The sequence below is a fragment of the Methyloversatilis sp. genome (assembly GCF_965284615.1).
Taxonomy (GTDB): Bacteria; Pseudomonadota; Gammaproteobacteria; order Burkholderiales; family Rhodocyclaceae; genus Methyloversatilis.
Genome location: NZ_OZ260098.1, coordinates 1,524,076 through 1,550,413, shown reverse-complemented (window position 1 = coordinate 1,550,413; position 26,338 = coordinate 1,524,076). Strand labels below are relative to the sequence as shown.

The window sequence follows — 26,338 nt, the reverse complement described above, 5'->3', positions numbered from 1 at the left end:
CCCGATGAGCAGACCGCTTCCGCCCGCACCACCGATAGACACGCGCCACCACACGCCGGACGCGACCCTGCCGGATGGCTCGCCGGACCGCCTTCCGCCCGAATCGCCGGAACCGATACACAGCCGCGCCGCCCTCGGCAAACACCCGCTGCATCCGATGCTCATCCACCTTCCGGTGGCCGCCCTGCTCGCGCTGGTGGCGACCGACCTCGCCTGGCTGTACACGCGCGACCCGTTCTGGATGCGCGCCGGCATCTGGCTGGCAGGTGTCGGCGCCGGCGGCGGCTGGCTGGCCAGCGCGGTCGGGCTGTTCGATCTGCTGGCGGTGCGACGCATCCGCGAGAAGATCAGCGCCTGGGCGCACGCGCTGGCCGCCGTCATGCTGCTGTCTCTGGCCACCTACAACTGGCTGCTGCGCTTCGCCGGCGAACATGCGCGACAGCCCGAGACGGCGCTGGCGCTGTCGTTCGGCAGCGCGGTGGCAACCGGTCTCGCTGCCTGGCTCGGCGGACGACTGGTGTACGAGCACGGGGTCGGCGTCGTACACCCGGTCGCGCCGGCCGAAGATCATTGAAGGAACGGCAGCAGCACCGGACATCGCCTGATCTCAGACCGGCTTGGCGAGCGCCAGCCAGAAGGTGGCGCCGACCAGCAGCACGGTGAGCACGCCGACGGCCGAGGCATAGCGCCCGGAAGGCGGTGCAACCTGCTCTGCGCGCAGGATCATCAGGCCGGACACCAGATGACAGAGCACGACGCCGGCCACCAGGCAGAGCTTGAGCACCAGCCACGGCGCGACGATCTTGTCGGCGACGAAGAGCGCGGTGCCGCTCATGATGGCGAGCAGCGCTGCCGGCGTCGCGCCCGCGACGAACACAAGGCGTGCGAAACGCAGGTGCAGCAGCGCCCCGTCTCGTCCGGCCAGCCCATGCAGCAGCGCCGGCAGGTAGAGCAGCACGCCGATCCAGCAGATCAATGCGCCCAGGTGGACAGCCTTCAGCAGCAGCACGCGCCCTCTCCTTGTCGGCGGGCGAGCGAAGCCGCCGGCCGATAGCGATCCGGCGTCCGGTCAGGGAGCAGGCTTGATGCGGATGTCGTTCTTCACACCGGTCACGCCGGGCACGCTGCGTGCGCGTTCGACCGCGCGCGCCGCTTCCGCCTCGGACGACACGAAACCGCTCAGCTGGACCACGCCGCGATAGGTCTCGACCGATACTTCCCGCGCCTTGACCTGGTCGTCCTCGATCAGTCGCGCCTTCACCCGCGTACTGATGGTCGCGTCGTCGATGTACTCACCGGTTGACTTCTGCGTTCCCGATGCGGCGCAGCCACCCAGGGCGACCAGCAGTGCGGCGACGGCCAGCAGGTTTTGTCCGTTCTTCTTCATCGTGAAAATCCTCAGGTTGGGAAAACTGCAGGGTCATGAAGACGGCGTGGTCGGCCGCAATGCGTTGATCACGACGCGCACGCCGTCAACCTTGCGCACGACGCTGTCGGCGCGCGTGATCTGTTCAGCCGGCACGACGCCATTCAGCTTCACTTCGCCCTCACGCACGGTGACGATCATCGAATCGGTGTGCAGGCTGCTGTCCTGGCGCAGCGCCTCGACGACGCGCGTCTTCAGCACGCCATCAGCGGGCGCCGGCACCGCCTCGGCGGTGGCTGGCCGCGAAGGTTCGAGCACGGCGGCGTTGTCGGCCGGCGGTGCTTCGGGTCGCTCGCCGCAGCCGGCGAACGCCAGCGCCGCAAGGACCGGGGCAAGAATGGAAAGGACCTTCATTCGTAATCTCCTCTACTGCAGGACGCCGAACACCAGCGAAACGACGAAGAGGATCAGGAAGATGTAGACCAGCAGACGGGCGATTCCCGCCGCACCTGAGGCAATGCCGCCGAAGCCGAACAGGCCGGCGACGATCGCAATCACCAGGAAAATGGCTGCGTAATAAAGCATGATCACTCCGTTCCGCTGTCGGCTCGCGCCTGGGCCTTCCGCTGAGCAATCGGCATACCTGCGGGGCGGCGCGCGCCCGGGCGAACGCGGTCGCCGCGGGCGTCGGGGCGGTGAAAAACTTGCGCGCCGGTGTAAGCCTTACCGGCGCGCCGGCTCAGTGGTGGGCAGGCGCCCGCCGGCCACCCGACTGCTGCGGCGTCGAGATGCCGCACACCATTTCGCCGGCCGCCCCCGCGCCCTCGCAGTTCGCGATGTCGGCCAGCGCGACAATGCCGACCAGCCGCTTGTCCCGACTCAGGACCACCAGCCGGTGCAGCTGGATGTCGCCCATGTTCTGCGCGACGTGCGACACGTCCTCGTCGTCGAAGCAGTACTTCACCTCCTTGCTCATGACCTGACCGACCTGGGTGTTGGCCGCCTTGCCGGCGGCGACCGCCCGGATCGCGATGTCGCGGTCGGTGATCATGCCGACCAGCCGTCCGTTGTCGCCCACCGGAAGCGAACCGACATTGCACTCCGCCATCATTCGCGCCGCGTCCTGGATGCTCTGGTGCGAATCCACCAGCTTCACGTCGCTCGTCATCGCTTCACGCACTTGCATGTCCTGTCTCCTTCAGTGAATGGGTTCACGCAGTTCCTTGCCTGCACGTCCTCCGGCCTGCAAGCACGATGCCCGGCACCGCCAGGGCACGCCGCTTGCGCATACGCCGGTTCATTCCACGGAGGACACGACGATGAGAGAGCCAGCGCCCGACGACGTCCGCATCGCCCGCTACGCACACCAGCCCGATCCGACGCCACCTCTGCCGGGGGAACCTCCACCCGGCCAGCCGCCGCAACCGCCACAGCCGGTTCCCGACCCGAACCCGGTGATCGATCCGCTACCCGGCAACAGTCCGGTGCGCGAACCGTTGCCGACGCCCGAACCGGAGCGCGTCGTCGTCATCGCCCGCGGCCCGCTCTTCCTGCGGTCGCTTGATGTTGACCTGCCGACGGGGGGCTCTGCATGACGGGCCGCATCGTGCTGAAGCCGGTTGCCGAGCAGGTGATCGTGGTGACTGGCGGCTCCAGCGGCATCGGCCTGGCGACCGCGCGGATGGCGGCGCAGCGCGGGGCCCGGGTGGTGATCGCTGCACGCGATGGCGCCGCGCTCGACGCGATTGCCGACAAGTTCCGCGAGGTCGGCCACTCGGTGACACCGGTCATCGCCGACGTCGGACATCTGGACGACGTGCGCCGCATCGCCCGCGCGGCGATCGATGCGCATGGTGGTTTCGACACCTGGATCAACAACGCCGGCGTATCGATATTCGGCGGGCACGCCGACGTGCCGCTGGCCGACATGCGCCGACTGTTCGAGACGAACTTCTGGGGTGTCGTGCATGGCTGCGTCGTCGCGCTCGAGACGCTGAAGGCGCGCGGCGGTGCGCTGATCAATGTCGGCAGCGAGGCGAGCGACGTCGGCCTGCCACTGCAGGCGGCATACGCCGCATCGAAGCATGCGGTGCGCGGCTACACCGATTCGCTGCGCGCCGAACTCGAGGCCGCGAGCGCGCCGGTGTCGCTCACCCTGGTCAAGCCGGCCTCGGTCGATACGCCGCTGCCGCGTCACGCGGCGAACTTCATGGACGTCGAGCCGCAACTGCCTGGGCCGGTGTACGCACCGGACGTGGTGGCCGAAGCGCTGCTGTACGCGGCCACGCAGCCACGCCGCGACATCTACGTCGGCGCGCCGGCGCGTCTGCTGTCTGCCGGCAGCTTCATGCTGCCCCGCGCCGCCGACCGCTACGCCGCGCGCGTCCTGCTGCGCCAGCAGCGCAGCGGCCAGGTCGCAGCCGCTCACCGTCGTGGCGCGCTGCACGCGCCCTGCGGCGACGATGGCGACGAACGCGGAGGAGGACAGGGACGGGTGCGCGAGTACAGCTTCTATACGCTGCTGTCGAGGCGTGGCGGCCGCTGAGGCGCGGGCCGCCGCCAGGACCCCTTGCAAGGTTCAGGCAACCCAGTAGGGGCGACATCCGAAGAACTCGTGCAGTTGCTGCACCCAGTCGCCGTCGGCGTCCGGGACGCGCCCGTTGTCCAGCGCCGGCGCCATGCCGAGCGTGTCGGCTGTGTACGGCAGATGCAGCGGCCCGTCGGACAGATGGGCGGCGACCACCGACCACGGAATGGCACGCGGCCCGTCGATCAGGCCGGGCAGCGGCGTCAGCACGAGGTAGGCAAGCCGCCCGGAATGCGGATCGGCCAGCACGCCACCGACGTGGCCCAGCGTCGCGTCCGCCGGTCCGAGCACGGTCGCGCCGACCAGCGCCGTCAGATCGAGCAGACCGGACGACGCCGGTGCGGGGCGATCTCCGCCGCCGCCGGCGTCGCGACCCACGCTCGTCGCACTGCCCGGCAGCGCATCGTCCCCACCGTCCGGCGGGTCGCTGCCGATCGACGTCGTCTCGCCCGCCTCGGGCGGCTGCGTGGGTCCGTGGCCGGCGGGGCCACCACCCGGAGATCCGGACTGCGTCATGCTCAGCCCCGCATATGCGACGGCTGCCCGTCGCCGTACACGGTTGCCCGCATTGTCTGCACGCGCGGAAGGGAGCGCTTGCGCGTGCTGCGCGCACCCAGCGCTCCGCCCGCTGCGGCGGACAGCAGCGACAGCAGGATCGCCACGCTGAGCCAGGTGCTGACGATGGATGCGGCCTTCGCCGCGTCGTTCAGACCTTCAGCGGTGCGCGTGCCGTCCGGACCGAGCATGGCCATCGCTTCGTCTACTGCCTGTTGCGCCTGTTCGTCGGTGAGGCCGAAGCGTTCGCGCATCAGCGCCACCGCGCCTTCACGGTCGCCGGCATTGACGCGGTCGATGAGCTGGCCGATCGACGACGGCGCAGCCTCCTCGGCCACAGCTGCCGAACGGACCGCGGCGACTCCGAAGGCGCCGGTGACTGCGTTGCCGGTCAGCGAGCCGGTCAGGATGGCGAAGAACAGCATGGTCGCCCCCCAGGACACGATGCCGTGCAGCAGGCCGTCGGAGCCGCGCTTCAGCGCACTGCAGCGCGCCGCCACATAGCCGCCGACGAAGGCGGACACCAGCATGTTGAAGGTGTTCCAGCTGGCGGCGACCATGGAAATGCTGCCGCCGTCCGGGCGCTCGCCGGTGCCATACACGGCAAAACCGGCGGCGATGCCGATCAGCATCATCAGCAGGTGGGCGGACAGGCCGACCGCCAGGCCGGCGAAGATGGCGCTCCAGTGTATGCCGCTGTGCGGTGGAATCGCCTCGGCTCCGAATTGAATCGATTCAACGGTTCTCGTTTCCATGGCTCGCTCCTTGCGATTGGGATGGGATGCCCCGAAAGGGGCCGTCCATTCATGCAATCGGCGTTCCGCGCGCGCGACGGAACACCGCCGCCCCGGCGCCCCGGGCGCGCCCGATCAGGCATCGACCATCGCCTCGCACTCGGTCTTGCAGCGCTCGCACACCTCGATGCAGGCGTCCATGTCGTCGAGGTCGCGGCAACGGGTGATGCAGGCGTCGCACAGGTCGGCGCAGACGGCGCACACCTGCCGGTGAAGCGTCGAATTCATCGCCATCACGTCGGCAGCCGTGCCGCACATCCGCGCGCACACGAGCATGGTGCTCAGATGCTCGGGCAAGGCGTGCCGCCCGCCGAGCGACAGGCAATGACCGGTCGCCATGTGCAGGCAGATGCGCTCGCACTCGTGGCAGGTGTCGATGCAGCGCTGCATTTCGGGCGCCAGCGGCGCGCCTGCGCTCGATGCCGTCGCGTCATTCGTTTCCATGGATTTCCCTTCAGGTTGGATCAGCCATTGACGATCTCGCCACCGTTGGGATGCAGCACCTGCCCGGTCATGTAGCTGGCGTCGGCGCTGGCGAGGAAGACGTAGCTCGGTGCCACCTCCTCAGGCTGGCCGGGCCGGCCCAGCGGCTCGTCGGTTCCGAAGGACGCGACTTCGTCCTTGTCGAAGGTCGCCGGGATCAGCGGCGTCCAGATCGGACCCGGCGCGACGGCATTGACCCGGATGCCCTGCTTCGCCAGCGCCGCCGACAGCGAGCGGGTGAAGGACACGATGGCACCCTTGGAGGCGGCGTAGTCGATCAGGCGCGCACTGCCGCGGTAGGCGGTGACCGAGGTCGTGTTGATGACGCAGGCGCCCTCCTTCAGATGAGGCAGCGCGAAACGCGTCAGGTGGAACATGCCGAAGATGTTGGTGCGGAAGGTGCGTTCGAGCTGATCCGTCGTGATATCGGTCAGGCTCGGCTGCGGGTGCTGCTCGCCGGCGTTGTTTACCAGGATGTCCAGCCGGCCGAAGTGCTCCAGCGTGTCGTCCACCAGCTTGCGGCAGAAGGCCTCGTCGCCGATGTCGCCGGCGCGAAGCAGACCCCGCACGCCCTGCTCCTCGACCTCGGCCAGCGTGGCCTGCGCATCCTCGTGCTCGTCCAGGTAGGCGATCACCACGTGCGCCCCCTCCTTCGCGAAAGCCACGGATACCGCGCGGCCGATGCCGCTGTCGCCGCCGGTGACGATGGCCACGCGGTCGCGCAGCTTCGCCACGCCCCGGTAGTCCTCCATCATGTCGCGCGGCGGTGGCTGCATCGGCACTTCCTGCCCGGGCTGAACGTCCTGCTCCTGCGGAGGCACACCCCCTGTCAGCTTGTTGCCATTGATCACGGGTCTCTCCTCGTCCGGTTTCGCGCCGCTGCTCAGCGCCAGTGCCAGCGCGCGCTGCGGTGCATCTTCATGCCGAGGCAGACGCCGACCGCTGCGCTGAGGAAGGACGCCAGCGCGAGGGCGGTGAATGGACGCGCCTGCACCCGCTCGCGGCAGTGCTCGCTCACGTGCGAAAGCTGTTCGCGGCAGCGCTGCAGCCGCGTTGACTCGCTGGCCATCAGTTCCTCGCCGGCGTCGCCACCGTAGTCATCGACGATGGGGTGGCCGGTGTCACCGGCGTAGACCTTCACTTCGTCGGTCGCGCGCGGCGTGGCTTCGGTTGCACGGGTGCTCGGTGTACTCATCTGTTCGTCCTCCTGAGAAAAGGCGACCTGTGGGCCGCGGTTGCCGTCAGTCCAGATCGTTGACGACGGCGCGTTCAAGCCAGCCCTTCACCTGCTGCGCGTGTTCCTGCTCACGGGCGAGCGCCTCGCGGAAGGGCTTGATCAGTTCGTCCTGTCCGGCCGAACCGGCAAGGCGGATCAGCAGATCCCAGCCGGCGCCGTCGGTCAGTTCGACCGACAGGAGGGTGTCGAGGCACTGGGCGATCGTCGTGCGCGGATCGCTGAGCACCTGCATGGCGCCGCTGCTGGCGACGCCGATCACGTCGGCACACGGGGTCTGCGCGGTCGGATCGGCGCCCAGTCCTTCCAGCGCCGAGGTCACGATGTGCATGTGCTCCAGTTCCTCGTCGCGGATGTGCTTCAGTTCGGCGATGGTGAAAGGCAGCGCGACCTCCGCCTGCACCGCCTCGGCCTTGTCGATCAGGGCCTGATAGAGGCGCACGCCGGTGCGTTCGTAAGCGAGGCGCTCGCCCAGCTTGTCCACCAGCACCTCCGGACGATGGCCGGTCAGCTTGGACAGCCCGGTCGCCAGCACGCCGGTCAGCGTGGTCGGTATCGGAACCGAGCCGATACGCTCGGCCTCTTGCACGAACTCGGCGCGCACGGCCGCTATCGAACGCCCTTCGAGCACGCCGTCGATGTGCGCAGGTCCGGACGGGGACTGTTCGTCGGCGAAGGCCTGCATGTTCTGCACCGTATGCAGCGAGGTCTGCGCGCCGGTGCGGTTGAAACCGCTGCGGGTCACGTTCTCCATGTTTCGTACTCCTTGTCGGCGGACGGTCACGCCGCGCGGGCCAGCGGACGGTTCAGTTCGGTACCGGACGTCCAGTGATAGGCGGCGGCCACTTCGGTTGACGGCGAGCCGTCGGCATTGACGCGCTCCCGATAGGCGATCGACGCCGGGTTCTCCTGCTCGAGCGGCACGAAGTCCGGGCCGCTGGCGCGCAGGTCCACCTCGGTCGCCAGCACTTCGCGCACGAACTCGCGCTGGCTATGGAAGGGCAAGGGCGCCGGCAGTTCGCGCGACAGCACCTCGGCCGGGTCGCGCCGCTCGTGCTCCTTCATCAGCTCGCAGACGAGGTGGAGGTGGCCCAGCTCGTAGTCGCAGAAGCGCTCCCACATCGCGCGCAGCCGCGGATTGCTTTCCGATTGCGCGCAGCTGTAGTAGCCATAGACCTCGGCCGCCTCGTGCAGCAGCCACAGCTCGAGGAAGCTCTGCCGCGGATTCAGCAGCGAACCGTACTGGGTCACGTGCTGTTCCTCGATTGACGCGATCTCGGCGTAGAGCTGACGCGCCACCGGGTCGGCGAAGGTCGGCCCTATCGTCATGTAGTAGTCGTGCGTCTGGTACTCGGCCGCGGTGATCATGGTCGCGTGCAGCTTGGACAGCAGATCGGCCTTCGCGCCATAGGGGTGGCGCAGGTCGTCCTCCGGCGCGCGGTGCTCGTCCACGGTGGGGCGCCCCGGCACGATGTCGGTGTTGCCCTGCAGGATGTTGTTGGCATCCTTGCCCTCCATCCGGTCCAGCAGCGCCGAATAGCGGTAGAGGTGATCGAAGTCCTCCAGCAGGCCGAAGCGGTACACCCGCGCCAGGTAGGGATCGGGCTCCTGCTGCGCCACCGCCGCCGTCACCTCGATGGCCACCTGCTCGTAGGCGATGGTCGTTTCGAGCGGCGAGTGATCGGCGCCAATCAGCCAGTTCACAGCGGTCGCCTGGTGCTGTTCGATGCGCCGCACGCGCGCCAGTGGCAATCGCAGATCGGCATTCATCCGTGCCCCGATATGCGACAGGCGCAGGGCATCCAGTTCGATGCCGTTCATCAGGATGATGCGGACGCGCGTGAACGCCTCGTCGTCGAGCTTGCTGATGGGCTGGCCTGCCATCTCCTTCCAGCTCAGTCCCTGCTTGTCGAGCGGCACGCCCTTGTGGTCGAGAAGATTCATCTGGGGTCTCCACTTCTTGCGAAGAAACACATGTCGGAATGCAGCGGCGAAGCGCTGCCTGTCCGGATGCCTGCAAGGGGTGTTCCCGCCGCGACCTAAGGCGGGTGCGGCGCCCGCGCGCCGTTTCCGGTAGGAATTACAGCGCGGGAAACGTTTTTTCCGCTCCGCTCGCTTCGATCAGTGCGGCCAGCGGCAGACCGACCATGTCAGGGCGGTTGTCCAGTTCGTAGCGCAGTTCGTAGAGCAGGCGTTCGAGCGAGAAAAGTTCGAGGAAGTCGCCGGCCGCCGCGGGCAGCGAATCTCCGCCCGAGTAGCCATTCAGGAAGGCGGCGACCGCGTCGGCACAGGCCGCGGTCGCCATCGTCGCCAGTTCGCCCGCGCGCTCGGGCTGGGTGTGCAGCACCCGCTGCGCAGCGGTCCTGATCGCGTAATCGATCGAGCGGATCATGCAAGCGACGTCGCGCAGCGCGAGTTGCTTGCCGCGGCGCGCGTCCACCGGGCGTGCCGGCTCGCCCTCGAAGTTGACGATGACGAACGCCTCCTGCGCGCGCAGCACCTGACCGAGATGAAGGTCTCCATGGATGCGGATGCACTGCATCGCGCTCGCGTCGAGCGGCAGCGCCATCAGCTGCTGGCGCAGCACCTCGCGCTGGGCGAGCAGCAGGGCGACGTCGTCGGCGGTCTGGCGGTCGATGCGGTCGCGCGCACCCTCGAGCTGAGCGAAGCTGCGCTTCAGTTCAAGCAGCACGCGCTCGCGCATCGTCTGCGCCTCGGCGGCGGCGAGCGGCACCGGCGCAAAGGCCGGATCGCTTCCGGCATCGGTGAGCGCAGCGTGCAGATCGGCGACAGCCTTGCCCAGCGCGATCATCTGCAGCGTGAATATCCGGTTCAGCCCCGGATATTCGTCCATCGGCTCGACGCTGCCCGGCCAGGCATCGCCGGAGAACATGCGCGCGAAGTGTTCGAGCGCGTAGTCCCACGCCGTACCCTGGTTGTCAACGCGCTGCTGAGCGATGGCCAGCGCACAACGCCGGCCATCGGCGGCCTCGTACTCGACTGCGCCGGCGAGCTGCGGCGTGCCCGGAAAGCCGCGCGCAGCGAGAAAGCGGCCGATCTCTATCTCTGGATTCAGACCGGGCTGCAACAGCCGGTAAGCCTTCAGATAAAGACGCGGCCCCATGAACACGCCGGTATTGGTCTGGTCGGCCGCTGCCGGCCGGACCTCGTCGTCCGCCGCCGGCCGCAGTTCGGCCCAGCCCGCCTCGCGATGGAACACCAGCTTGCCGCCGGCCAGCGGCAGCGTGTCGGCGCGTTCGAGCGCGTCGGCGAAGGTTCGGCAGAACAGCGCGTCGGCGAAGGCGTCGTACAGCAGACCCATGCGCGCCTGCTCGCGCACCCGGGCCAGCGCCGCGCCGCCGACGCGGTCCACCGGGTAATCGGGCTCGTCCTCCCACGCCGTCGCCAGCGGCAGGAAGTAGAACTGGGGCGCAACCTCCGCGAAATCGACACGCAACACCGACAACAGCCATGAACCGCCGTTGGCGCGCCACTCGCGCACTTCGTCCAGACTGACCCGTGTCGGCGTCGCCGACTTTGCCGCGAACCAGCGGCGCGTGCGCAGGAAGGGCAGCATCGCTTCGTCGAGCAGGCGTTCGCGGTTGCGCCGCGCGATGTCGCTGCGCACCGTGCTGCCGCCGTCGCCGCCGACAAAGGTTTCCCAGCCGTGAGTCAGCACCAGGATGGGCAGATCGGGCTGCGGCATGCGGTCTTCGTGCCACTCGGGCGGCGGCGCCTGGGCCGACAGTTCGAAGGCGTAGAAGCCGTGACCGGGCAAGGTGAGCAGATAGGGCAGACGACCGACCGGCGGAAAGGCCGCGCGTCCGCTGATTTCCATCGGCACCCTGCCCTCGTGCCGCGACAGATCGAGTTCGACCGCCTGCGGCGTGCGCGCGAGATTGGCCACGCACAGCACGCGCTGCTCGTTGCCCTGCTCGTCGACATACTCCCGCAGATAGGCCAGCACCTTGCGGTTACCCGGTTCGAGGAAGACCAGCGAACCGCGGCCGAAGGCGCGCAAGCTGCGCCGCATTGCGATCAGGCGACGGGTGAAGTTGAGCAGCGAATGCGGGTTGCGCGCCTGCGCCTCGACGTTGATCGCGTGGTAACCGTAAACCGGGTCCATGACGGGCGGCAGGTAAAGCTGCTGCGGATCGGCGCGCGAAAAGCCGGCGTTGCGGTCGGACGTCCATTGCATCGGCGTGCGCACACCGTTGCGGTCGCCCAGATAGACGTTGTCCCCCATGCCCAGTTCGTCGCCGTAATAGACGATGGGCGAGCCGGGCAGCGTGAACAGCAGGAAGGACATCAGTTCGATGCGGTCGCGGCTGTTCTCCAGCAGCGGCGCCAGCCGGCGACGGATGCCGACGTTGAGCCGCATGCGCGGATCGTTGGCGAAGAACTGCCACATGTAATCGCGTTCGCGATCGGTCACCATTTCCAGCGTCAGTTCGTCGTGATTGCGCAGGAAGATGGCCCACTGGCAGTTCTCCGGGATGTCCGGCGTCTGCCGCATGATGTCGGTGACCGGATAGCGGTCCTCCTGCGCCAGCGCCATGAACAGCCGTGGCATCAGCGGGAAGTGATAGGCCATGTGGCATTCGTCGCCGTCACCGAAATACTCCCGCACGTCCTCCGGCCACTGGTTGGCTTCGGCCAGCAGGATGCGTCCGCGATAGTGTTCGTCGATGACGCGACGGATTTCGCGGATGGTGGCGTGCGTTTCGGCCAGGTTCTCGTTGTTCGTGCCCTCGCGCTCGCGCAGATAGGGCACCGCGTCGAGCCGGAAGCCGTTGACGCCGATGTCCAGCCAGAAGCGCATGGTGCGCAGCACGGCGCGCAGCACGCGCGGGTTCTCGAAATTGAGGTCGGGCTGGTGACTGAAGAAGCGGTGCCAGTAGTAGGCGCCGGCCACCGGGTCCCAGGTCCAGTTCGACGTTTCGGTATCGGTGAAAATGATGCGCGTGCCGGCGTAGCGTTCCGGGTCATCGCTCCACACGTAGTAGTCGCGCTTGGACGACCCCTTGGGTGCGCGGCGTGCGGCCTGGAACCAGGGGTGCTGGTCCGAGGTGTGGTTGATCACCAGTTCGGTGATCACGCGCAGGCCACGGCGGTGTGCCTCGCGCACGAAGTGGCGGAAGTCGGCGCGTGTGCCGTAGGCCGGCAGCACGCCGTGGTAGTCGGCCACGTCGTAGCCGTCGTCCTTCAGCGGCGACGGGTAGAAGGGCAGCAGCCACAGCGTGTCCACGCCAAGATCGCGGATGTAGTCGAGCTTCTGCGTCAGACCGGCGAAATCGCCGACGCCGTCGTCGTTGGAATCGAAGAAGGCCTTGACGTGCAGTTCGTAGATGACCGCATCCTTGAACCACAGCGGGTCGTCGGCCGGCTGTGGGTGGAGCGGGCCGGCGGCGCCGGCGTCGATTCGGTCCATGGCGCCTCCGGTCAGAGGTAGTAGTCGAAGTCACGCTCGCTGCGCACGCGCCGGCGAACCTGGAACACGTGCGCCGGCAGGCGCTGCGGATCGAGCCGGACGAAGTTGCGTCCCGGCGCCCATTGATAGCGCTCTCCGCCGAGCAGGTCGTGCATCTGCACGCTGCCCTCGTCATCGCTCCCGCCGTACGCGGCCGGATCGAGTTCGAGCCAGCCGGTGTGCACGTGATGCGGATCCAGATTGACGACGACGACGACGGCGTTTCCGCTCGCCGCATCGTGCTTCGCGTAGGCGATCAGCTGTTCGTTGTCAACCGGCAGGAAACGCAGGCCGCCCGGGAACTGCAGCGCCGGGTTGTCGCGACGGATGCGGTTGATGGTGGCGATCAGCGGCGCCAGCCCGTCGCCGTCGGCGTGTCCGCCCTCGCGCAGCTGGTACTTCTCTGAGTCTAGGTACTCCTCGCTGCCCGGCTCGCGCGGTCGTGCTTCCATGCGCTCGAAGGCCGGTCCGTAGATGCCGTAGCTGGTGCCCAGCGTTGCTGCCAGCACGAGGCGCGCGACGAAGGCCGGGCGACCGCCGCTCTGCAGGTACTCGGGCAGGATGTCCGGTGTGTTCGGCCACAGATTGGGCCGGAAGTAATCGCGCCCCGGCCCGGCACTCAGTTCCTCCAGGTAGTCGGTCAGTTCGGCGCGCGTGTTGCGCCAGGTGAAATAGGTGTAGGACTGGTTGAAGCCGAGCTTGGCCAGGCGGTGCATCACCTGCGGTCGCGTGAACGCCTCGGACAGGAAGACCAGATCGGGGTGTTCGCGGCGCAGCGTGCCGATCAGCCACTCCCAGAAGGCGAAGGACTTGGTGTGCGGGTTGTCCACCCGGAACACCTTGACGCCCTGCGCGATCCAGTGCCGGAAGATGCCGGCCAGCGCCTGCCACAGACCGCGCCAGTCCTCGCACTCGAAGTCGAAGGGATAGATGTCCTGGTACTTCTTGGGCGGATTCTCGGCGTACTGGACGCTGCCGTCCGGGCGACGACGGAACCACTGCGGGCAGTCGGTCACCCACGGATGATCGGGCGCGCACTGCAAGGCGATGTCGAGCGCGATGTCGATGCCACGACGCTCCGCTTCTCCCACCAGACGACGGAAGTCGTCGAGCGTGCCCAGTTGCGGATGCACTGCGGTGTGGCCGCCTTCGGCTGCACCGATGGCCCACGGACTGCCCGGCTCGTCGCGCCCGGCGACGACCACGCCGTTGCGTCCCTTGCGCCGCACCCGACCGATCGGATGCACCGGCGGCAGGTAGAGCACGTCGAAGCCCATCGCGGCGATGGCCGGCAGCCGCGCGATCACGTCGTCGAAGCGGCCGTGCCGGCCGCCCTCGCCCAGCGAGCGCGGGAACAGTTCGTACCAGGCACCGAAGCGCGCCAGCGCGCGGTTGACGTCGAGCGGCATCGGGGCATGGACGGCCGGCCAGCGGCGGTCCGGATGGCGGGCGGCGACCTCGGCCATGGTGTCGTCGAGGGCGAGCGCCTTCAGCGCCGGCGCGTCGGCGTGCGCGCCGTCGTTGCGCAACCGCTCCGCCCAGCGCAGCAGCTGGTTGCGGTCGGCCAGCGCCTCGCCGGCGCGCAGCGCCGCCGCCTCGGCCAGCGAAGCGCCTTCGAGCGCGGCGAGGCGGATGTCGGCGTCGTCGGTACGGCGCGCCATCTGCGAACGCCACGAACGGAAGGGGTTCACCCAGGCCGACACCGAATACCACCAGCGCCCGCAGCGATCGGGACGCAGCGTCGCGCGCCAGCGGTCGTTGCCCAGCGGCTGCATCGGCACTGCGTGCCAGGTCGTCGCGCTCTCGTCGTCGCGCCGCCAGCACAGCAGCGCCAGCACCGCGTCGTGACCGTCGGCGAAGCAGTTCGCCTCCACGGTGAGCGTTTCACCGAGGCTGCGTTTGACGGCAAAACGGCCGCCGTCAACCGCCGGCGTCAGGTCCGACACGACGGCGCGGATGCGGCCCTCGGCCGGGAGATCAGACAGATGATCCATGGTGTTCGTCCTCCGGAACCAGCCACAGCACCGCGAGCGGTGGCAGCGTCAGATTCAGTGACCACGGCTGGTCGTGCATCGGCACCGGAACCGCCTGGGTGCCGCCGAGATTGCCGGCACCGCTGCCGCCATAGAGCGCGGCGTCACTGTTCAGCAGTTCGCGCCAGTGGCCGCCGTGCGGCACGCCGACGCTGTAGTACGTGCGCAGCACCGGTGTGAAGTTGCAGACGGCCAGCAGGCAGCGGCCGTCGCGCGCAAGACGCAGGAAGGCGAGCACGCTGTTGTCGGCGTCGTCGGCCACCGCCCAGCGGAAGCCGGTCGCGTCGAAGTCAAGTTCGTGCAGTGCCGGGCATTCGCGGTAGATGCGGTTCAGATCGGCCACCCAGCGGCGCAAACCGGCGTGCAGCGGCTGGTCCAGCAGAGGCCAGTCGAGCTGGCCCTCGTGCGCCCACTCGCGCCACTGGCCGAATTCGCCCCCCATGAACAGCAGCTTCTTTCCCGGGTGCGCCCACATGTAGCCGAACAGGCCGCGCAGGCCGGCGAAGCGCTGCCACTCGTCGCCCGGCATGCGCGCCAGCAGCGAGCCTTTGCCATGCACCACTTCGTCGTGCGACAGCGGCAGCAGGAAGTTCTCCTGGAAGGCGTACCAGATCGAGAAGGTGACAGCGCCGTGATGGAAGCGACGGTGCACCGGGTCGTGCCGCAAATAGGCCAGCGTGTCGTTCATCCAGCCCATATTCCATTTCTGGCTGAAGCCCAGACCGCCGAGGTGCACCGCGCGCGACACCATGGGCCAGGAGGTCGATTCCTCGGCGATGGTGAGCACGTCCGGGTGATCGCGCGCGACCGCCTGGGTCAGACTGCGCAGGAAGGCCACCGCGTCCAGGTTCTCGCGCCCGCCGTAGCGGTTGGGCACCCATTCGCCGTCGCGACGCGCGTAGTCGAGGTAGAGCATGGAGGCGACGGCATCCACGCGCAGCGCATCGATGTGGTAGCGGTCGATCCAGAACAGCGCACTCGACAGCAGGAAGGCGCACACCTCGTGCCGGCCGTAGTTGAAGATGCAGGAATGCCATTCCGGGTGGAAGCCCTGACGCGGGTCAACGTGCTCGTACAGATGGGTGCCGTCGAATACCGCCAGACCATGCGCGTCCGCCGGGAAGTGCGACGGCACCCAGTCGAGGATGACGGCGAGACCCGCCTGGTGCAGCGTGTTGACCAGAAACATGAAGTCCTCCGGCGTGCCGTAGCGCGAGGTCGGCGCGAAGTAGCCGGTGCACTGATAGCCCCAGGAGCCGTAGAACGGATGCTCGCTCACCGGCATCAGTTCGACGTGGGTAAAGCCCATGTCGCAGGCGTAGTCGGCCAGCCGCTGCGCGATGTCGCGGTAGGTCGGCAGCGTGCCCTCGTGCGGCCGCAGCCACGAGCCGAGATGGACCTCGTAGATGCTGATCGGCGCGTCGGCCGCCTGCCGCGACGCGCGCGACGTCATCCATGCGGCGTCCTTCCACTCGTACTCGAAGCGCCAGGCGCGCGACGCCGTGGCGGGGGCCAGTTCACAGAAGAAGGCGAGCGGATCGGCCTTGTCGATGACATGACCGTCGGCGCGATGGATGCGGTACTTGTAAGCGTCGCCCCGGCTTACGCCCGGCACGCAGCCTTCCCAGATGCCGGAGTCGTCGAGCCGCGCCTGCAGCGGGTGGCCATGCGACCAGCCGTTGAAGTCGCCGACCACCTCGACCGCCCGGGCGTTCGGCGCCCATACCGCGAAACGCGCCTCGCTGCGCTCGCCGTCGCCCGGCGCCGGCGGCCCAAGATGACAGCCCAGCCGCTGGTACAGCCGCGCATGCGAGCCCTCACGGAAAAGATAGATGTCGTCGCCACTGAACAGACTGCTGCCTGCCTTGCCTGCGGATTCCGTCATGCGGCGTCCTCAGCGCAGCGTGCGGCCGAGACCGTCGGCCGACTTGCGGGCGCGCAAGGCGAGCAGCGCCTGCCGCTCGTCGTCGATTTCGCTCAGCGTGCGCACGCCGAGCCGTCGCATCAGCGGCAGCGGCGGGCACCAGCCCTGCAGCGCGTGCTGCAGCAGGAAGCCGCCGACCAGCGCAGGCACGGCAAAAAAACGCCTGCTCACGAACAGCCCGAGCAGGCAGCCGGCAATCGACGCCGATGCGGCATTCACCTCGAGGCAGCGCTCAATGTCCCACTCACTGTCCAGTTCGGCCAGTCTGCGATCTATCGTGCCGCGGTCGCCGAGCGCGGCGCGGTCGAGATTGCGCAGCGTGCGCGTGCGGATCAGTTCGTTCACGGCTTCGGATGTGTTCAGCGGAACGCGTTCAGCGGTGTTCGGCAACATGGCAGCTCCAGGGGCGATGGATGGGAAACGGGGTCTTGGCCCGCTCAGGCGGGCGACTCCAGCCAGTGCAGGCTGAACAGGCCCTCGCTGTCGATCAGGCTGAGCCGCGGGCGGAAGCCGGCGCGCAGCGCCAGCGCGCGGAAGTCCTGCACCGTGTACTTGTGCGAATACTCGGTACGTATCGATTCGCCTTCGTCGAAGTGCAGCGTGCGGCCAGCCACGTGGGCGTCCTGATCGCACAGGCTCACCAGATGCATTTCGATGCGTCGGGCGAGCGGGTCGTAGAAGGCGTAGTGGGCGAACTGCTCCGGCCTGAAATCGGCGCCCAGCTCCCGGTTCGCGCGCACCAGCACGTTGCGGTTGAAGGCGGCCGTCGCACCCGCCGCATCGTTGTATGCGGCGTGCAGCCGGGCCGGGTCCTTGACCAGGTCCACGCCGATCAGCAGGCCACCGCCCTGCAGCAGCTTGCGCAGGCGGACCAGGAAGGCCAGCGCGTCATCCGGTTCGAAGTTGCCCAGCGAGGACCCCGGGAAGAAACCGACGCGCCGACGCTGTGGGTCGAGCGCGTGCGTCAGTGCAGTTTCGCCGGTGTAGTCGGCCATCAGCGGGCGCACGTCGAGACCGGGAAAGGCGGTCGAAATGGCGCCCGCCGTCTCCAGCAGCGCCCCGCCCGAAATGTTGACCGGCACGTAGGCGGCCGGATGGCGCATCAGATGCAGCAGCACCGACGCCTTGACCGGCGAACTGGCGCCGAACTCGATCAATTCCGCGTCGTCGCCGATGCACTCGGCCAGCCGCGTCGCGTGGCGGGTGAGCAGCGACAGTTCTGCCCGCGTCAGGTAGTACTCCGGCTGCGCGCAGATCTGTTCGAACAGCGCGGCGCCACACGCGTCGTAGAAGTATTTGCACGGTGTGGTCTTGCGCGCCTGTTGCAGGCCGGCGAGCAGCTCGCGCGCGAAGGCGGTACGCCCCACGGCGCCGCCGGGCGACCGCGCCGCGCCGGCAGGACGCGACACCGACAAGGGTGCCAGGCGGCCGCGCCGGCCACGACCGAACATGCCACCACCGGGAAATCCCGCCAGCTGCGACCAGCCGGCCGGCAGCGTGTCTTCTCGTTTTTCAGTCATCGCCCGTCCTTTCGCCAGTGCGGCGCCCTTGCCGCCGCGTGAAGCCACGGAGCCACGACCGTCGCGACCGCGCAAGGCGACGGCACGACGTGCGCGGAACTGCAGCGAGCCTTGCAATCGGCGTTCCCGCAACGGCCCGGTCCGCCCTCGGTCCGCCAATTGCAAGGCATCGCGGTCTGCCCCCGGAGAACCGCCATGCACGCACCGCTTCTGAGTCGCATCCGCCCACGCAACATCGTCGTGTTCCGGGCGCTTCAGCTCGGCGACATGCTGTGCGCCATTCCGTCGCTGCGCGCGCTGCGCATGCGCTGTCCCGACGCTGCGATCACGCTGGTCGGCCTGCCCTGGGCAGCCGGACTCGCCGCGCGGTTTCCGCATTACATCGACGACTTCCTGGCCTTCCCCGGCTTTCCAGGCCTGCCCGAACGGGTGCCCGATCTGCCGGCGATACCCGCTTTCGTCGCGGAGACGCAGACGCGGGGTTTCGATCTGGCCATACAGATGCACGGCAGCGGCCGGCTTTCCAACCCCGTGGTGGCGCTGTTCGGCGCTGCGCGCCAGGCGGGCTTCGGCCTGCCGGACGAGAATGGAAGCTGTCTGCCCTACCCGACGCGCGGCAGCGAGGTCGGGCGGCTGCTTGCATTGATGGATCACCTCGGCGCGCCGTCGTCTTACCGCAGACTGGAATTTCCGCTGCTGCCGGCGGATCACGCGGAACTGGCCACCAGCGGAATCGCCTTCGCGCTCGGTGGCCGCCCCTACGTGTGCATCCACCCCGGCGCACGCGACCCGCGGCGTCGCTGGCCGGCGGAACGCTTCGCCGCAGTGGCGGACGCCGTCCACGCGCTGACCGGCTGGACGGTCGTGCTGACCGGATCGGGCGAGGAAAGAGCGCTGACGGCGCGCGTGCGCCAGGCGATGCACGCTCCGGCCATCGACGCCGCGTCGCCGATCAGCGCGGGCGCCCTGGCCGCACTGATCGGCGGCGCCCGTCTGCTGGTGTGCAACGACACCGGTGTGTCGCACATTGCGGCCGCGCTGCGCACACCGTCGGTCGTTATCTTCCGTTGCTCCGAGCTCGAACGCTGGGCGCCGGAAGACCGCATGCGCCATCGCTGCGTAATGGCGCCGGACGACGGGACGACCACCGATCAGGGTCAGGCGGAGGTCATGCGACAGATTCGCGGACTGCTTGATCGCGGCGCTCCTGCGTCCACAGGTCGAGCGTCAGCGTGAGCACTTCGTCTTCGCGGATGTCCTCGATGAAACAGGGGTCGTGCTCGCAGCGCACGGCGACGTTGTCGCGGCCACAGACCGGGCAGTCGGCGGTGACCGACAGCGCGACACGGCGGCGCTGCGCGGTCGGCGGACCGGATACGACGAGATTGACGAGCCAGTAAAGGCCAACCGTCGCCGCGCCCACCGCCTGTGCAAGATGCAGTGGACCGCTGTCATTGCCGACCACGATGCAGGCGTGACCCAGCAGTGCGGCCAGCCCGTCGAGCGACAGTCTGCCGCCGACGTCGATCGCCGGTCGCGTCATCGCCGCTGTCACGGCGGCGGTGAGCGCCCGCTCGGAGGCGTCACCCTGCACCACCACGACGGCTCCGGCGTCCGCCAGCGCGTCACCGACGCGGGCAAAGCGTGCCGGCGGCCAACGTCGTCGCGGGTCGGTCGCGCCGGGGCTCAGCACCGCCAGCGGAGCGTCCGGCAGACAGAGGACCGACTCCAGTTCCACCTCGTCACGCACCAGCACCGGCAGCCGCGGATCGAGTTCCCAGGTGTGGGCGCCGGCGAGCGCCGCCACTTCGAGCAGACGCAGACGTTCGTTCTGCAGTCTCATATAGGGCAGGGAGCGGTCCAGGCGGACCGCGTCCGGCGTGTGCAGGCCGAAGCTGTGGCGCGCGTCGATCTGCCCGATGAAGGGGTTCGAGTAGCGGCCACCGCCGTGCATCTGGAAGGCGAGATCGAAACGCCGCTCGCGCAGCCCGGCGATGCAGGCGTCGATGGCACGCGGGTCCTCGCGCGCCCCCTGCTCCGGCGGCACGCCGACGCCGGTGATCGGTGGCAGCGCCACCACGTCGTCCACCACCGGGCCGCGGCCGGTAAGGAAGCGCTTGTGCCACGGCTTGCCGAGCAGCACCAGTTGCGCGTCCGGAAAGCGCAGCCGCAGCGCGCGCAGCGCCGGCAGCGCGAAGATGAAATCGCCGAGGCCATTGGCGCGCAGCACGGCGATGCGCTCCACCGCGCCGAAGTCCAGGCCATCGTCCGCCGCCGGATGCAGCACCGCGCTCAACGGCTTTGCTCCTGCAGCAGGCGAGGTGCGTCGATGTCTTGCCTGTCCAGCGTCGTCGGCAATTCCCGATAGCAGGCGCCCGATGGCATGAGGTCGCGACCGCTGGTGTCACGCAGCCTGGCCGGGCCGAGCCACGACGCCCGCGCATAGCCCGCGCGCAACACCGCCCTCGGTTCGCCCGGGGCGACCGCCGCCTCGCGCTCGCCCGGGTTGGGCACGCCGACACGCAATCGCGTGTGCGTCTGCACGGGCAGCGCGGTCATCGTGACAGCCAGTGCGGTACCACGGTTGCAGGTCGGGACGAGGGCATCGACGCTGATGTCCGCTCCTCTTCACGCGCCGACGCGACGACCGGGGTGTCCTTGCGTCCGTACAGCTCCGGATTCAGCGCCGGGTCGTTGTACATCTTGTACTGACGGTAGGTGCGGAAGATCACGCGCCCGCTGGCCAATCCCTCCAGCAGACGGTCGAGGCAGGTCGCCAGGTCACGCCGCTGCCGGACAAGCACGTCGAGCTTGGCGCAACAACTCGCAACGTGCTCTGTGCTGGCGTCGGCGCGCCGCGTCTGCAAGCCCATATGGAAGATCTTCAGCGACAGGATGGACAGGCGGTCAACGATCGCGCCCAGCGTCTCGCTCGATTGCTGTGCGTCCGGGTGCGGTTTGACAGTGCCGACCAGCGCGCCGAGCACGCATTCGTCCAGCGCTTCCACGGCATCGTTCCGTCGCTGGTTGAAGCGGTCGATGCTGCGCTTGCAACGCACGATTTCGGCGTCCGGCACGTCGGTACGCCGCGCCTTGTCCTCCTCGCGCCACAGGGCGGCATTGCAGCGATGGTTCTCCTCGATCCAGCGCCATCCTGCAAGCTCGCGCGGAGCGAGGGGCGCACCATCGAGATACGCGTCGTGCGCGGCGATGATGTCCGCTGCGGAATAGCCGGGCACCGACGCCGGAGCCTCGGCGTGTCCGTCCGCGCCGCGTGCGGCCTCAGTCACGATCACCGACCTCCTTCGACACCGACACCGCGCTGTCGTACGCGCGGTCGGGGATGCGCAGCAGCGCTCCCAGCATGTTCTCGTCCGCGCCCTCGGCGCGCGCCCGCGCGATCAGATCGGCCCGCCTGAGCGGGTAATCGAGCCCGCCGAGGAACGTCCGTATCTGCACCGGATCCGGTATCGGCCGCCCGGCCGGCGCCTCGGCCCGCTGCGGGCCGCCGTGCGGTTGCGAAGATGTTTGCCCGTCGTACTGACCACCATGTTGCCGCGACGCCTTCTGGCTGCCCCGCTGCCTGCCCTCGTGGCCCGACCTGTCCTGTTGATGCTGCTTCACGCTCATGACCTGCTCCGCTGAAAGAGGTGACCGCCGGCACGAAGCAACCGGGGTTCCCGTCAGCAGGCGGGCGCGTGGACGGAAGGACCGCGTGAAAGGACAGTGATCGGCCGGCACGAATTACATGTCGGTCGCAGATTTTTCACCGCGGCCCGACAGACGGTGGCCCGCATTCACCTTCCTGCGCCAGGGCAGTAGAGACGTCCGCCAGCATCATCTCTGGCCGGGTGAAGACACGATGCTTGCGCTTGCCTCGACGTCGCTCGGCTTCCTGCTCCAGTGCCCGACATTGCAGCGCGACGGCCACGACGCACGGATCGATTTCGGGTGGATGCCGGCGCTGCCGAGCGCAGATCCGGTTCGTGCGCCGCGACGCGGCGTGACATCCGGACTCAGGCGGCGTGCTGCCGTACCCAGGCGGCGTAACGCTGCACCCAGGTGCTGACGAGGTCACGGCTTGCGCCCCGGGCCAGCGCGCCGTCGGCGTCAAACAGGTCGTCGCGATAGCGTAGGAAGAGCTCCGGCGCATTGAGCGCAGGCATGTCCAGATGCGACAGCACGTTGCGCAGGTGCTGCTGCGCCAGCGCCGTGCCGAGCGAGCCCGGCGAAATGCCGGCGATGCCGGCCGGCTTGCCGGCCCACACGCTCTTTCCGGCGGGTCGCGAGCCGTGGTCGATCGCGTTCTTCAGCACACCGGGGATCGAGCGGTTGTACTCCGGCGTCACGAACAGCACACCCTGCGCCTCGGCGATCGTCGCCTTGAAGCGGCTGACCGCCGGCGTCGGCGCGTTGTCGTCGTCCTCGCTATAGAGCGGCAGCGTGCCGATGTCCACCATCACGGTGTCGAACCCGTCTGGAAGCAGCTTGCCGATGGCAAGCGCCAGACGGCGATTGAATGAGTCCTTGCGCAGACTGCCGGGTATCAGTGCAACTCTGTATGACGCCATCGAACCTGTCTCCTCACTAGTGGGACGCATCCGGCGAGCCGTCAGCGCGGACGATCGGTGCATCCATGCGGGCGGTGCGGGCCGCCTTCACCATCCCGCGAACGTTCAGTGCGAACAGGCCGGCCTGCATCAGCACCAGTGCGTAGGCACCGGCATACAGACCCCACACTGCCCACAGCGCGTTGCTGGCACTGAACCAGTAGAAGCCCTGCTTGCGTCGGCGTGCCGACGTGGAGGCGACCAGCCAGGCCGCGATCAGGGTCGTCGCCATCGCTGGCCACTGCAGCAGATCGAGCGGTTCCATCGCGCCTCTCCTCCGGGATCGATCGTCGCCGTGACGCGCTGGAACGAGGCGGCGCGGCTCAGGATCGGAGGTGGCAATCCGCATACCCGCTGGATAGCGATCGACCGGCCCGCTCACCGCCGCAGCGGCGAGCGGCCGGTCGCGCCGCGGTCACGTCAGTTGCGCGGTTCCGGGGTGGTCTGGCCGGAGGCGTTCTGTTCACGCTCGCTGGCGCGTTCGGACGCCTTCTTCTTCGTATCGCGGTCGCGCACCGTCTCGTTCGAGTGCTTGCTGGGATACTGGGAGGACTGGCTGCCCTTGTCCTGCTCGGGCTCGAACTTCTTCTGGCTGTCGGACTGCTGCGCCTCCGGAATCACTTCCTTCTGGTGCTTGTTCGGATATGTCGGCTCAGCGTAGACCGACGCGGAAAATGCGGCGAGCGCAAGTACGACCATGGATCTGTTGAGAGTCACTTTGAACCTCCTGTTGTTGGCCGGCACCGTGACGATGCCCTTGCCTGCAGTCTGGCAAGTTCGTGACATCTGGATGTAGCCGTGCTCCGACAGGGTGTAGGACGGACGCCGCGCACCAGCGAATGACGGCGGCCGATGATGGCCCAAAGGCAGGCCGGTCGCGCTGTTCAGCGCCCGAGGAACATGTCGTCCGGGCATCCCTCTGTCAGACGAGCGCCCCGCTCCGCGCGCCAGGCGCGTACGCCGCAGGTACGGCGTGAGTCAGCCGCGGCGGCGTCTATGCCGCCGTTGCGCGCACCACGCCATCGACGATGTCGTCTATCAGGCAGCCACGCATCCGCTTGAGGTCCGCGAAGGGGTAACGCCCGACCGTGAGCACGCCGTGCAGGTAACCCAGCGCCTTCAGGAAAACAAGGTCGCTATGCAGGTGAATCTGCTCTGCCGCAATCGGACGGCCACATGCACAGTCGCTCACCCGCTCTCGGGTCAGGCTGAGCAGTTGCTGCGCGACGACATCCTCTTCGTCGAAGACAATGCGCTCTCGCTCGTCGTCCACGCTGGTGACAGATACACCATGCGATAGCGCTCGGGATGCCTTTCCCAGTAGTCCAGATAGACATCCACGTGGGCCTTGAGCCGCTCGACCGGCGACTGGCTCACGTTGCTCGCCTGCTTCAGGCACTCGAACAGCTCGCAGAAGAAGTCGAGCCAGATGTGCTTGACGAGATCCTGCTTGCTGACGAAATAGCCATAGAAAGCCATCGGCGAAATGCCGACCGCCTTGGTGACGGCGCGCACCGATACGGCTTCGTAGCCTTGTCGGCTGTAGATGTCCTTGGCTTCGGCAAGGAGTTGTTCGCGAAACCTAGCCTTGCCTTCCTGGCCACGTATCCGCGAGCGTTTTTCCGGGGTCGCGAGTTTTGAATTGTTTGGCATGGGCTGAACAACGTTGGTCAGACAGCGCGTACCGGGAAAGTGTAATGAAATTGCCTCGATTTACACCAGTACAGTTTGTTCAACAATCGTTTCCGCACCCGTCAATTCCGGAAATATTCCCTCGCCTTACGATGCCGGAGGCGTTCTCACCTGGCGGCAAGAAGGGCTTGCACGCGCTCCCGCCGGATACCCGCCAGGGCGCCGGAGAACTCGTTCAGGGCACGATAGCTGCGAGATTCGCCCAGCGTGGCAAAGGCGTCGGCAAAGCCCGCGGCGCGTTCGGCGGCGTTCTGCGGGAGGACGGCACCGGTACGGTGCACCGCGTCGAGCAGCACCTCATCGACCCGCTGGCGGGCAAGCGTGAAAGCGTCCAGTGCGCGGGTTGCCTGGGCAAGCGTCGCGCGCATGGCGTCGGCGTCCTCGACCGACCAGCGAACGGGATCGATACGGTCGGGCAGTGCTTCCGCCTGCACCCGGCTGAACTGGCCGGTCGGCCAGCGGATGCCGCCGCCGCGCAGCATCAGCGTGTCGCGTACGCCAGGCCAGGCCTGTTCGGCCACGCTGAAGACCAGCCTGCCCTGGTCATCGGCAGTCGCGCGCACACCGGTTGACGCCAGCGCCTGATCGATGCGGCGCACGATCTCCACGTCCGGAAGACCCGCTTCGAGTGCGACCGACGGTGTGCGCCGGCCGGCTCCCGCCACCGAAAAGCTCAGGTTCTCGCTGTCGCCCTCGCGCAGCGAAGCCAGGTCCAGTCCGCGAACGGTGAACTGACGCAGCGGCGGATTGACCGCGTCGAACGTCAGCGCCGGGTCGAGGCTGCCGGCCGTCTGCGCCGGACGCGACTGCCACAGCGCCGCGAACTGACCGATCCGGCGCTGCAGTACGACGTCACCTTCTCCTGCCGCGATCTGCTGACCAAGCAGGCTGCGCACCGACTTCAGCTGGCCGATGCCGCGATCGAGATAGTCGGCCGCAAGCTGCGCCTTGCCGACCTGCTCGTTGAAGCGCGGACTCCATGTCTTCAGCCCGGCCGATCCGGCCGGCGCGCGTTCTTCATTGCGCGTCCGCGGCGTGTCGCGCGTCGGCGGCGCAGCGTTGCCCGCGGCATGCGCCCTGCCCGGGCCGATCGCATCGACCGGACGGGCGGACGAAAGATGAGGACCGATCTGCATTCAGTGCGTACGGAAGATCAGATCGTGTCGAACAGCGACAGCGCGCTGACCTTGGCATAGGCCTTCTGCGTCGCCTGCACCGCGGTGGTGTAGCCATTGAGCTTGACCGCCGCGTCGCCGTAGTCGAGCTGACCGAGCGTGATCATCGCCTGCTTGTTCGACAGGCTCACGTTGGCGTGATTGGTTTCCAGCGTTTCCAGCGTCGTCTGCGCACCGCCAAGGCGGGCGATCTTCGCGCTGACCGCGTCCAGCCCGGTATCGAGTCCGTTCAGCGTGCCCACCAGTACCGTGCGCACCGCCGGATCGTTGGCCGTCGCACCCGGTACCTGCAGCGCGTCGATGGCCAGATCGAGCCGGTTCAGCACATCGGCCATCTCCTGCAGATGCACGTTCGCGTCCTGCGTCACGCCGTTGCCGACCACCACGCGCTGCGGATCGGTGTTGCCGGCAAAGCTGTAGCGCGTACCGACCGCCGCCGCGCCATTGAAGGCGATCGGTGCGGTGGCGGTTGCCGTACCCGAAAACAGGTAGCGCCCCTCCTGGTCGATGCTGTTCGCCGAGTACATCAGGCTGTCGCGCAGCGCGATCAGCGAGGTGCTCATCGCCTGCAGGTCCTGCGAGGTATTGGTGCCGTCGGCCGCCCACACCATCAGGTCGCGTGCCTGCATGACGTCGCGGCTCATGCCGTCCAGCAGTTCCTCGTTCTGCCCCAGTCGGCTGCGCAGCGCGCCGATGTTCTCCAGATACTGGTCGAGTGCCGCCTCCTCGCGCGTCAGCCGGGCGATGCGCACGCTGGCGATCGGGTCGTCCGACGGCTTCTGCACCCGAAGGCCGTTCGACATCTGCTGCAGGATGCCCTCCAGTCGCGTGTTCGCGTCCTGCAGGGCGGTGTTCATGGTGGCGTGGAACTGTGTGCTGGCGACCCGCATGTCCG

At 68.2% G+C, this 26,338-nt stretch carries 32 protein-coding genes; 4 read left to right on the top strand and 28 right to left on the bottom strand.

Going from position 1 to position 26,338, the window contains the following annotated elements; all coding sequences use genetic code 11:
• Positions 1 to 4: 4 nt before the first annotated feature.
• Positions 5 to 574, top strand: coding sequence for a DUF2231 domain-containing protein (locus tag ACQ66H_RS07555; RefSeq protein ID WP_430433473.1), 570 nt, complete (start codon positions 5 to 7; stop codon positions 572 to 574).
• A gap of 33 nt (positions 575 to 607) precedes the next feature.
• Here ACQ66H_RS07555 and ACQ66H_RS07550 read toward each other — a convergent pair whose 3' ends face one another.
• The 5 genes from ACQ66H_RS07550 to ACQ66H_RS07530 form a co-directional block, all read right to left on the bottom strand.
• On the bottom strand, positions 608 to 1,009 hold the full coding sequence (locus ACQ66H_RS07550; protein ID WP_430433472.1) for a CopD family protein: 402 nt from the start codon (positions 1,007 to 1,009) through the stop codon (positions 608 to 610).
• Positions 1,010 to 1,069: 60 nt separating this feature from the next.
• Positions 1,070 to 1,387 carry a BON domain-containing protein gene (locus ACQ66H_RS07545; protein WP_430433471.1) on the bottom strand — a complete coding sequence of 106 codons (318 nt, stop codon included), beginning with the start codon at positions 1,385 to 1,387 and terminating at the stop codon, positions 1,070 to 1,072.
• A gap of 33 nt (positions 1,388 to 1,420) precedes the next feature.
• Entirely contained in the window at positions 1,421 to 1,780 is a 360-nt protein-coding gene (locus tag ACQ66H_RS07540; RefSeq protein WP_430433470.1) for a BON domain-containing protein, read from the bottom strand.
• Positions 1,781 to 1,792: 12 nt separating this feature from the next.
• A complete protein-coding gene (locus ACQ66H_RS07535) occupies positions 1,793 to 1,951 on the bottom strand; it encodes a DUF1328 domain-containing protein (protein ID WP_304003062.1) in 159 nt (52 codons plus the stop codon).
• Between the two features lie 154 nt (positions 1,952 to 2,105).
• A complete protein-coding gene (locus ACQ66H_RS07530) occupies positions 2,106 to 2,552 on the bottom strand; it encodes a CBS domain-containing protein (protein WP_430433469.1) in 447 nt (148 codons plus the stop codon).
• Between the two features lie 133 nt (positions 2,553 to 2,685).
• Here ACQ66H_RS07530 and ACQ66H_RS07525 point away from each other — a divergent pair, with 133 nt between their 5' ends.
• Both ACQ66H_RS07525 and ACQ66H_RS07520 read left to right on the top strand, forming a co-directional pair.
• Positions 2,686 to 2,961, top strand: a complete 276-nt coding sequence (locus ACQ66H_RS07525; RefSeq protein ID WP_430433468.1) for a hypothetical protein — start codon at positions 2,686 to 2,688, stop codon at positions 2,959 to 2,961.
• Positions 2,958 to 3,911: an SDR family oxidoreductase gene (locus tag ACQ66H_RS07520; protein ID WP_430433467.1), complete on the top strand. Its 954-nt coding sequence runs from the start codon at positions 2,958 to 2,960 to the stop codon at positions 3,909 to 3,911. The genes ACQ66H_RS07525 and ACQ66H_RS07520 overlap by 4 nt, the downstream gene beginning before the upstream one ends.
• Positions 3,912 to 3,944: 33 nt before the next feature.
• Here ACQ66H_RS07520 and ACQ66H_RS07515 read toward each other — a convergent pair whose 3' ends face one another.
• From ACQ66H_RS07515 to egtD, 12 genes are all read right to left on the bottom strand, one after another.
• Entirely contained in the window at positions 3,945 to 4,469 is a 525-nt protein-coding gene (locus ACQ66H_RS07515; protein ID WP_430433466.1) for a hypothetical protein, read from the bottom strand.
• A gap of 2 nt (positions 4,470 to 4,471) precedes the next feature.
• Positions 4,472 to 5,263 (bottom strand): hypothetical protein, encoded by a 792-nt coding sequence (locus tag ACQ66H_RS07510; RefSeq protein WP_430433465.1) that lies wholly within the window; start codon positions 5,261 to 5,263, stop codon positions 4,472 to 4,474.
• A gap of 114 nt (positions 5,264 to 5,377) precedes the next feature.
• Positions 5,378 to 5,746, bottom strand: a complete 369-nt coding sequence (locus tag ACQ66H_RS07505) for a four-helix bundle copper-binding protein (RefSeq protein WP_430433464.1) — start codon at positions 5,744 to 5,746, stop codon at positions 5,378 to 5,380.
• 20 nt (positions 5,747 to 5,766) lie between these two features.
• Positions 5,767 to 6,636, bottom strand: coding sequence for an SDR family oxidoreductase (locus tag ACQ66H_RS07500; RefSeq protein WP_430433463.1), 870 nt, complete (start codon positions 6,634 to 6,636; stop codon positions 5,767 to 5,769).
• 32 nt (positions 6,637 to 6,668) lie between these two features.
• Positions 6,669 to 6,980, bottom strand: coding sequence for a hypothetical protein (locus ACQ66H_RS07495; protein WP_430433462.1), 312 nt, complete (start codon positions 6,978 to 6,980; stop codon positions 6,669 to 6,671).
• A 46-nt stretch (positions 6,981 to 7,026) separates the two neighbouring features.
• A complete protein-coding gene (locus tag ACQ66H_RS07490) occupies positions 7,027 to 7,773 on the bottom strand; it encodes a hypothetical protein (protein WP_430433461.1) in 747 nt (248 codons plus the stop codon).
• A 26-nt stretch (positions 7,774 to 7,799) separates the two neighbouring features.
• Positions 7,800 to 8,963 (bottom strand): hypothetical protein, encoded by a 1,164-nt coding sequence (locus ACQ66H_RS07485; protein ID WP_430433460.1) that lies wholly within the window; start codon positions 8,961 to 8,963, stop codon positions 7,800 to 7,802.
• Positions 8,964 to 9,099: 136 nt separating this feature from the next.
• Positions 9,100 to 12,450, bottom strand: coding sequence for a maltose alpha-D-glucosyltransferase (gene treS / locus ACQ66H_RS07480; RefSeq protein WP_430433459.1), 3,351 nt, complete (start codon positions 12,448 to 12,450; stop codon positions 9,100 to 9,102).
• Positions 12,451 to 12,461: 11 nt separating this feature from the next.
• Positions 12,462 to 14,483 (bottom strand): maltotransferase domain-containing protein, encoded by a 2,022-nt coding sequence (locus ACQ66H_RS07475; protein ID WP_430433458.1) that lies wholly within the window; start codon positions 14,481 to 14,483, stop codon positions 12,462 to 12,464.
• Positions 14,467 to 16,407, bottom strand: coding sequence for a 1,4-alpha-glucan branching protein GlgB (gene glgB / locus ACQ66H_RS07470; RefSeq protein ID WP_430433457.1), 1,941 nt, complete (start codon positions 16,405 to 16,407; stop codon positions 14,467 to 14,469). The genes ACQ66H_RS07475 and glgB overlap by 17 nt, the downstream gene beginning before the upstream one ends.
• Before the next feature lie 9 nt (positions 16,408 to 16,416).
• Complete coding sequence (locus ACQ66H_RS07465; protein WP_430433456.1) at positions 16,417 to 16,839, bottom strand: hypothetical protein; 423 nt, start codon at positions 16,837 to 16,839, stop codon at positions 16,417 to 16,419.
• 44 nt (positions 16,840 to 16,883) lie between these two features.
• Complete coding sequence (gene egtD, locus ACQ66H_RS07460) at positions 16,884 to 17,966, bottom strand: L-histidine N(alpha)-methyltransferase (RefSeq protein ID WP_430433455.1); 1,083 nt, start codon at positions 17,964 to 17,966, stop codon at positions 16,884 to 16,886.
• 195 nt (positions 17,967 to 18,161) lie between these two features.
• On the opposite strand from egtD, the gene ACQ66H_RS07455 reads away from it, so the two are divergent.
• Entirely contained in the window at positions 18,162 to 19,202 is a 1,041-nt protein-coding gene (locus ACQ66H_RS07455) for a glycosyltransferase family 9 protein (protein WP_430433454.1), read from the top strand.
• Here ACQ66H_RS07455 and ACQ66H_RS07450 read toward each other — a convergent pair.
• The 11 genes from ACQ66H_RS07450 to flgL all read right to left on the bottom strand — a co-directional run bounded on the left by ACQ66H_RS07450 (position 19,135) and on the right by flgL (position 26,333).
• Positions 19,135 to 20,253 (bottom strand): glycosyltransferase family 9 protein, encoded by a 1,119-nt coding sequence (locus ACQ66H_RS07450; protein ID WP_430435608.1) that lies wholly within the window; start codon positions 20,251 to 20,253, stop codon positions 19,135 to 19,137. The two genes, ACQ66H_RS07455 and ACQ66H_RS07450, sit on opposite strands and share 68 nt — an antisense overlap.
• Positions 20,254 to 20,258: 5 nt before the next feature.
• A complete protein-coding gene (locus ACQ66H_RS07445) occupies positions 20,259 to 20,525 on the bottom strand; it encodes a hypothetical protein (RefSeq protein ID WP_430433453.1) in 267 nt (88 codons plus the stop codon).
• Positions 20,522 to 21,256 (bottom strand): DUF4254 domain-containing protein, encoded by a 735-nt coding sequence (locus tag ACQ66H_RS07440; RefSeq protein WP_430433452.1) that lies wholly within the window; start codon positions 21,254 to 21,256, stop codon positions 20,522 to 20,524. The genes ACQ66H_RS07445 and ACQ66H_RS07440 overlap by 4 nt, the downstream gene beginning before the upstream one ends.
• Positions 21,249 to 21,596 carry a DUF2795 domain-containing protein gene (locus tag ACQ66H_RS07435; protein WP_430433451.1) on the bottom strand — a complete coding sequence of 116 codons (348 nt, stop codon included), beginning with the start codon at positions 21,594 to 21,596 and terminating at the stop codon, positions 21,249 to 21,251. Before ACQ66H_RS07435 ends, ACQ66H_RS07440 begins: the two co-directional genes overlap by 8 nt.
• A gap of 386 nt (positions 21,597 to 21,982) precedes the next feature.
• Positions 21,983 to 22,537 carry an NADPH-dependent FMN reductase gene (locus tag ACQ66H_RS07430; RefSeq protein ID WP_430433450.1) on the bottom strand — a complete coding sequence of 185 codons (555 nt, stop codon included), beginning with the start codon at positions 22,535 to 22,537 and terminating at the stop codon, positions 21,983 to 21,985.
• A 16-nt stretch (positions 22,538 to 22,553) separates the two neighbouring features.
• Positions 22,554 to 22,841 carry a hypothetical protein gene (locus ACQ66H_RS07425; RefSeq protein WP_430433449.1) on the bottom strand — a complete coding sequence of 96 codons (288 nt, stop codon included), beginning with the start codon at positions 22,839 to 22,841 and terminating at the stop codon, positions 22,554 to 22,556.
• Positions 22,842 to 22,996: 155 nt separating this feature from the next.
• Complete coding sequence (locus ACQ66H_RS07420) at positions 22,997 to 23,293, bottom strand: hypothetical protein (protein WP_430433448.1); 297 nt, start codon at positions 23,291 to 23,293, stop codon at positions 22,997 to 22,999.
• Positions 23,294 to 23,570: 277 nt separating this feature from the next.
• Positions 23,571 to 23,768: a hypothetical protein gene (locus tag ACQ66H_RS07415; protein WP_430433447.1), complete on the bottom strand. Its 198-nt coding sequence runs from the start codon at positions 23,766 to 23,768 to the stop codon at positions 23,571 to 23,573.
• 11 nt (positions 23,769 to 23,779) lie between these two features.
• On the bottom strand, positions 23,780 to 24,229 hold the full coding sequence (locus tag ACQ66H_RS07410) for a TetR/AcrR family transcriptional regulator (protein WP_430433446.1): 450 nt from the start codon (positions 24,227 to 24,229) through the stop codon (positions 23,780 to 23,782).
• 146 nt (positions 24,230 to 24,375) lie between these two features.
• Positions 24,376 to 25,404 carry a hypothetical protein gene (locus ACQ66H_RS07405; protein ID WP_430433445.1) on the bottom strand — a complete coding sequence of 343 codons (1,029 nt, stop codon included), beginning with the start codon at positions 25,402 to 25,404 and terminating at the stop codon, positions 24,376 to 24,378.
• Between the two features lie 17 nt (positions 25,405 to 25,421).
• Entirely contained in the window at positions 25,422 to 26,333 is a 912-nt protein-coding gene (gene flgL / locus ACQ66H_RS07400) for a flagellar hook-associated protein FlgL (RefSeq protein ID WP_430433444.1), read from the bottom strand.
• Positions 26,334 to 26,338: the final 5 nt, after the last annotated feature.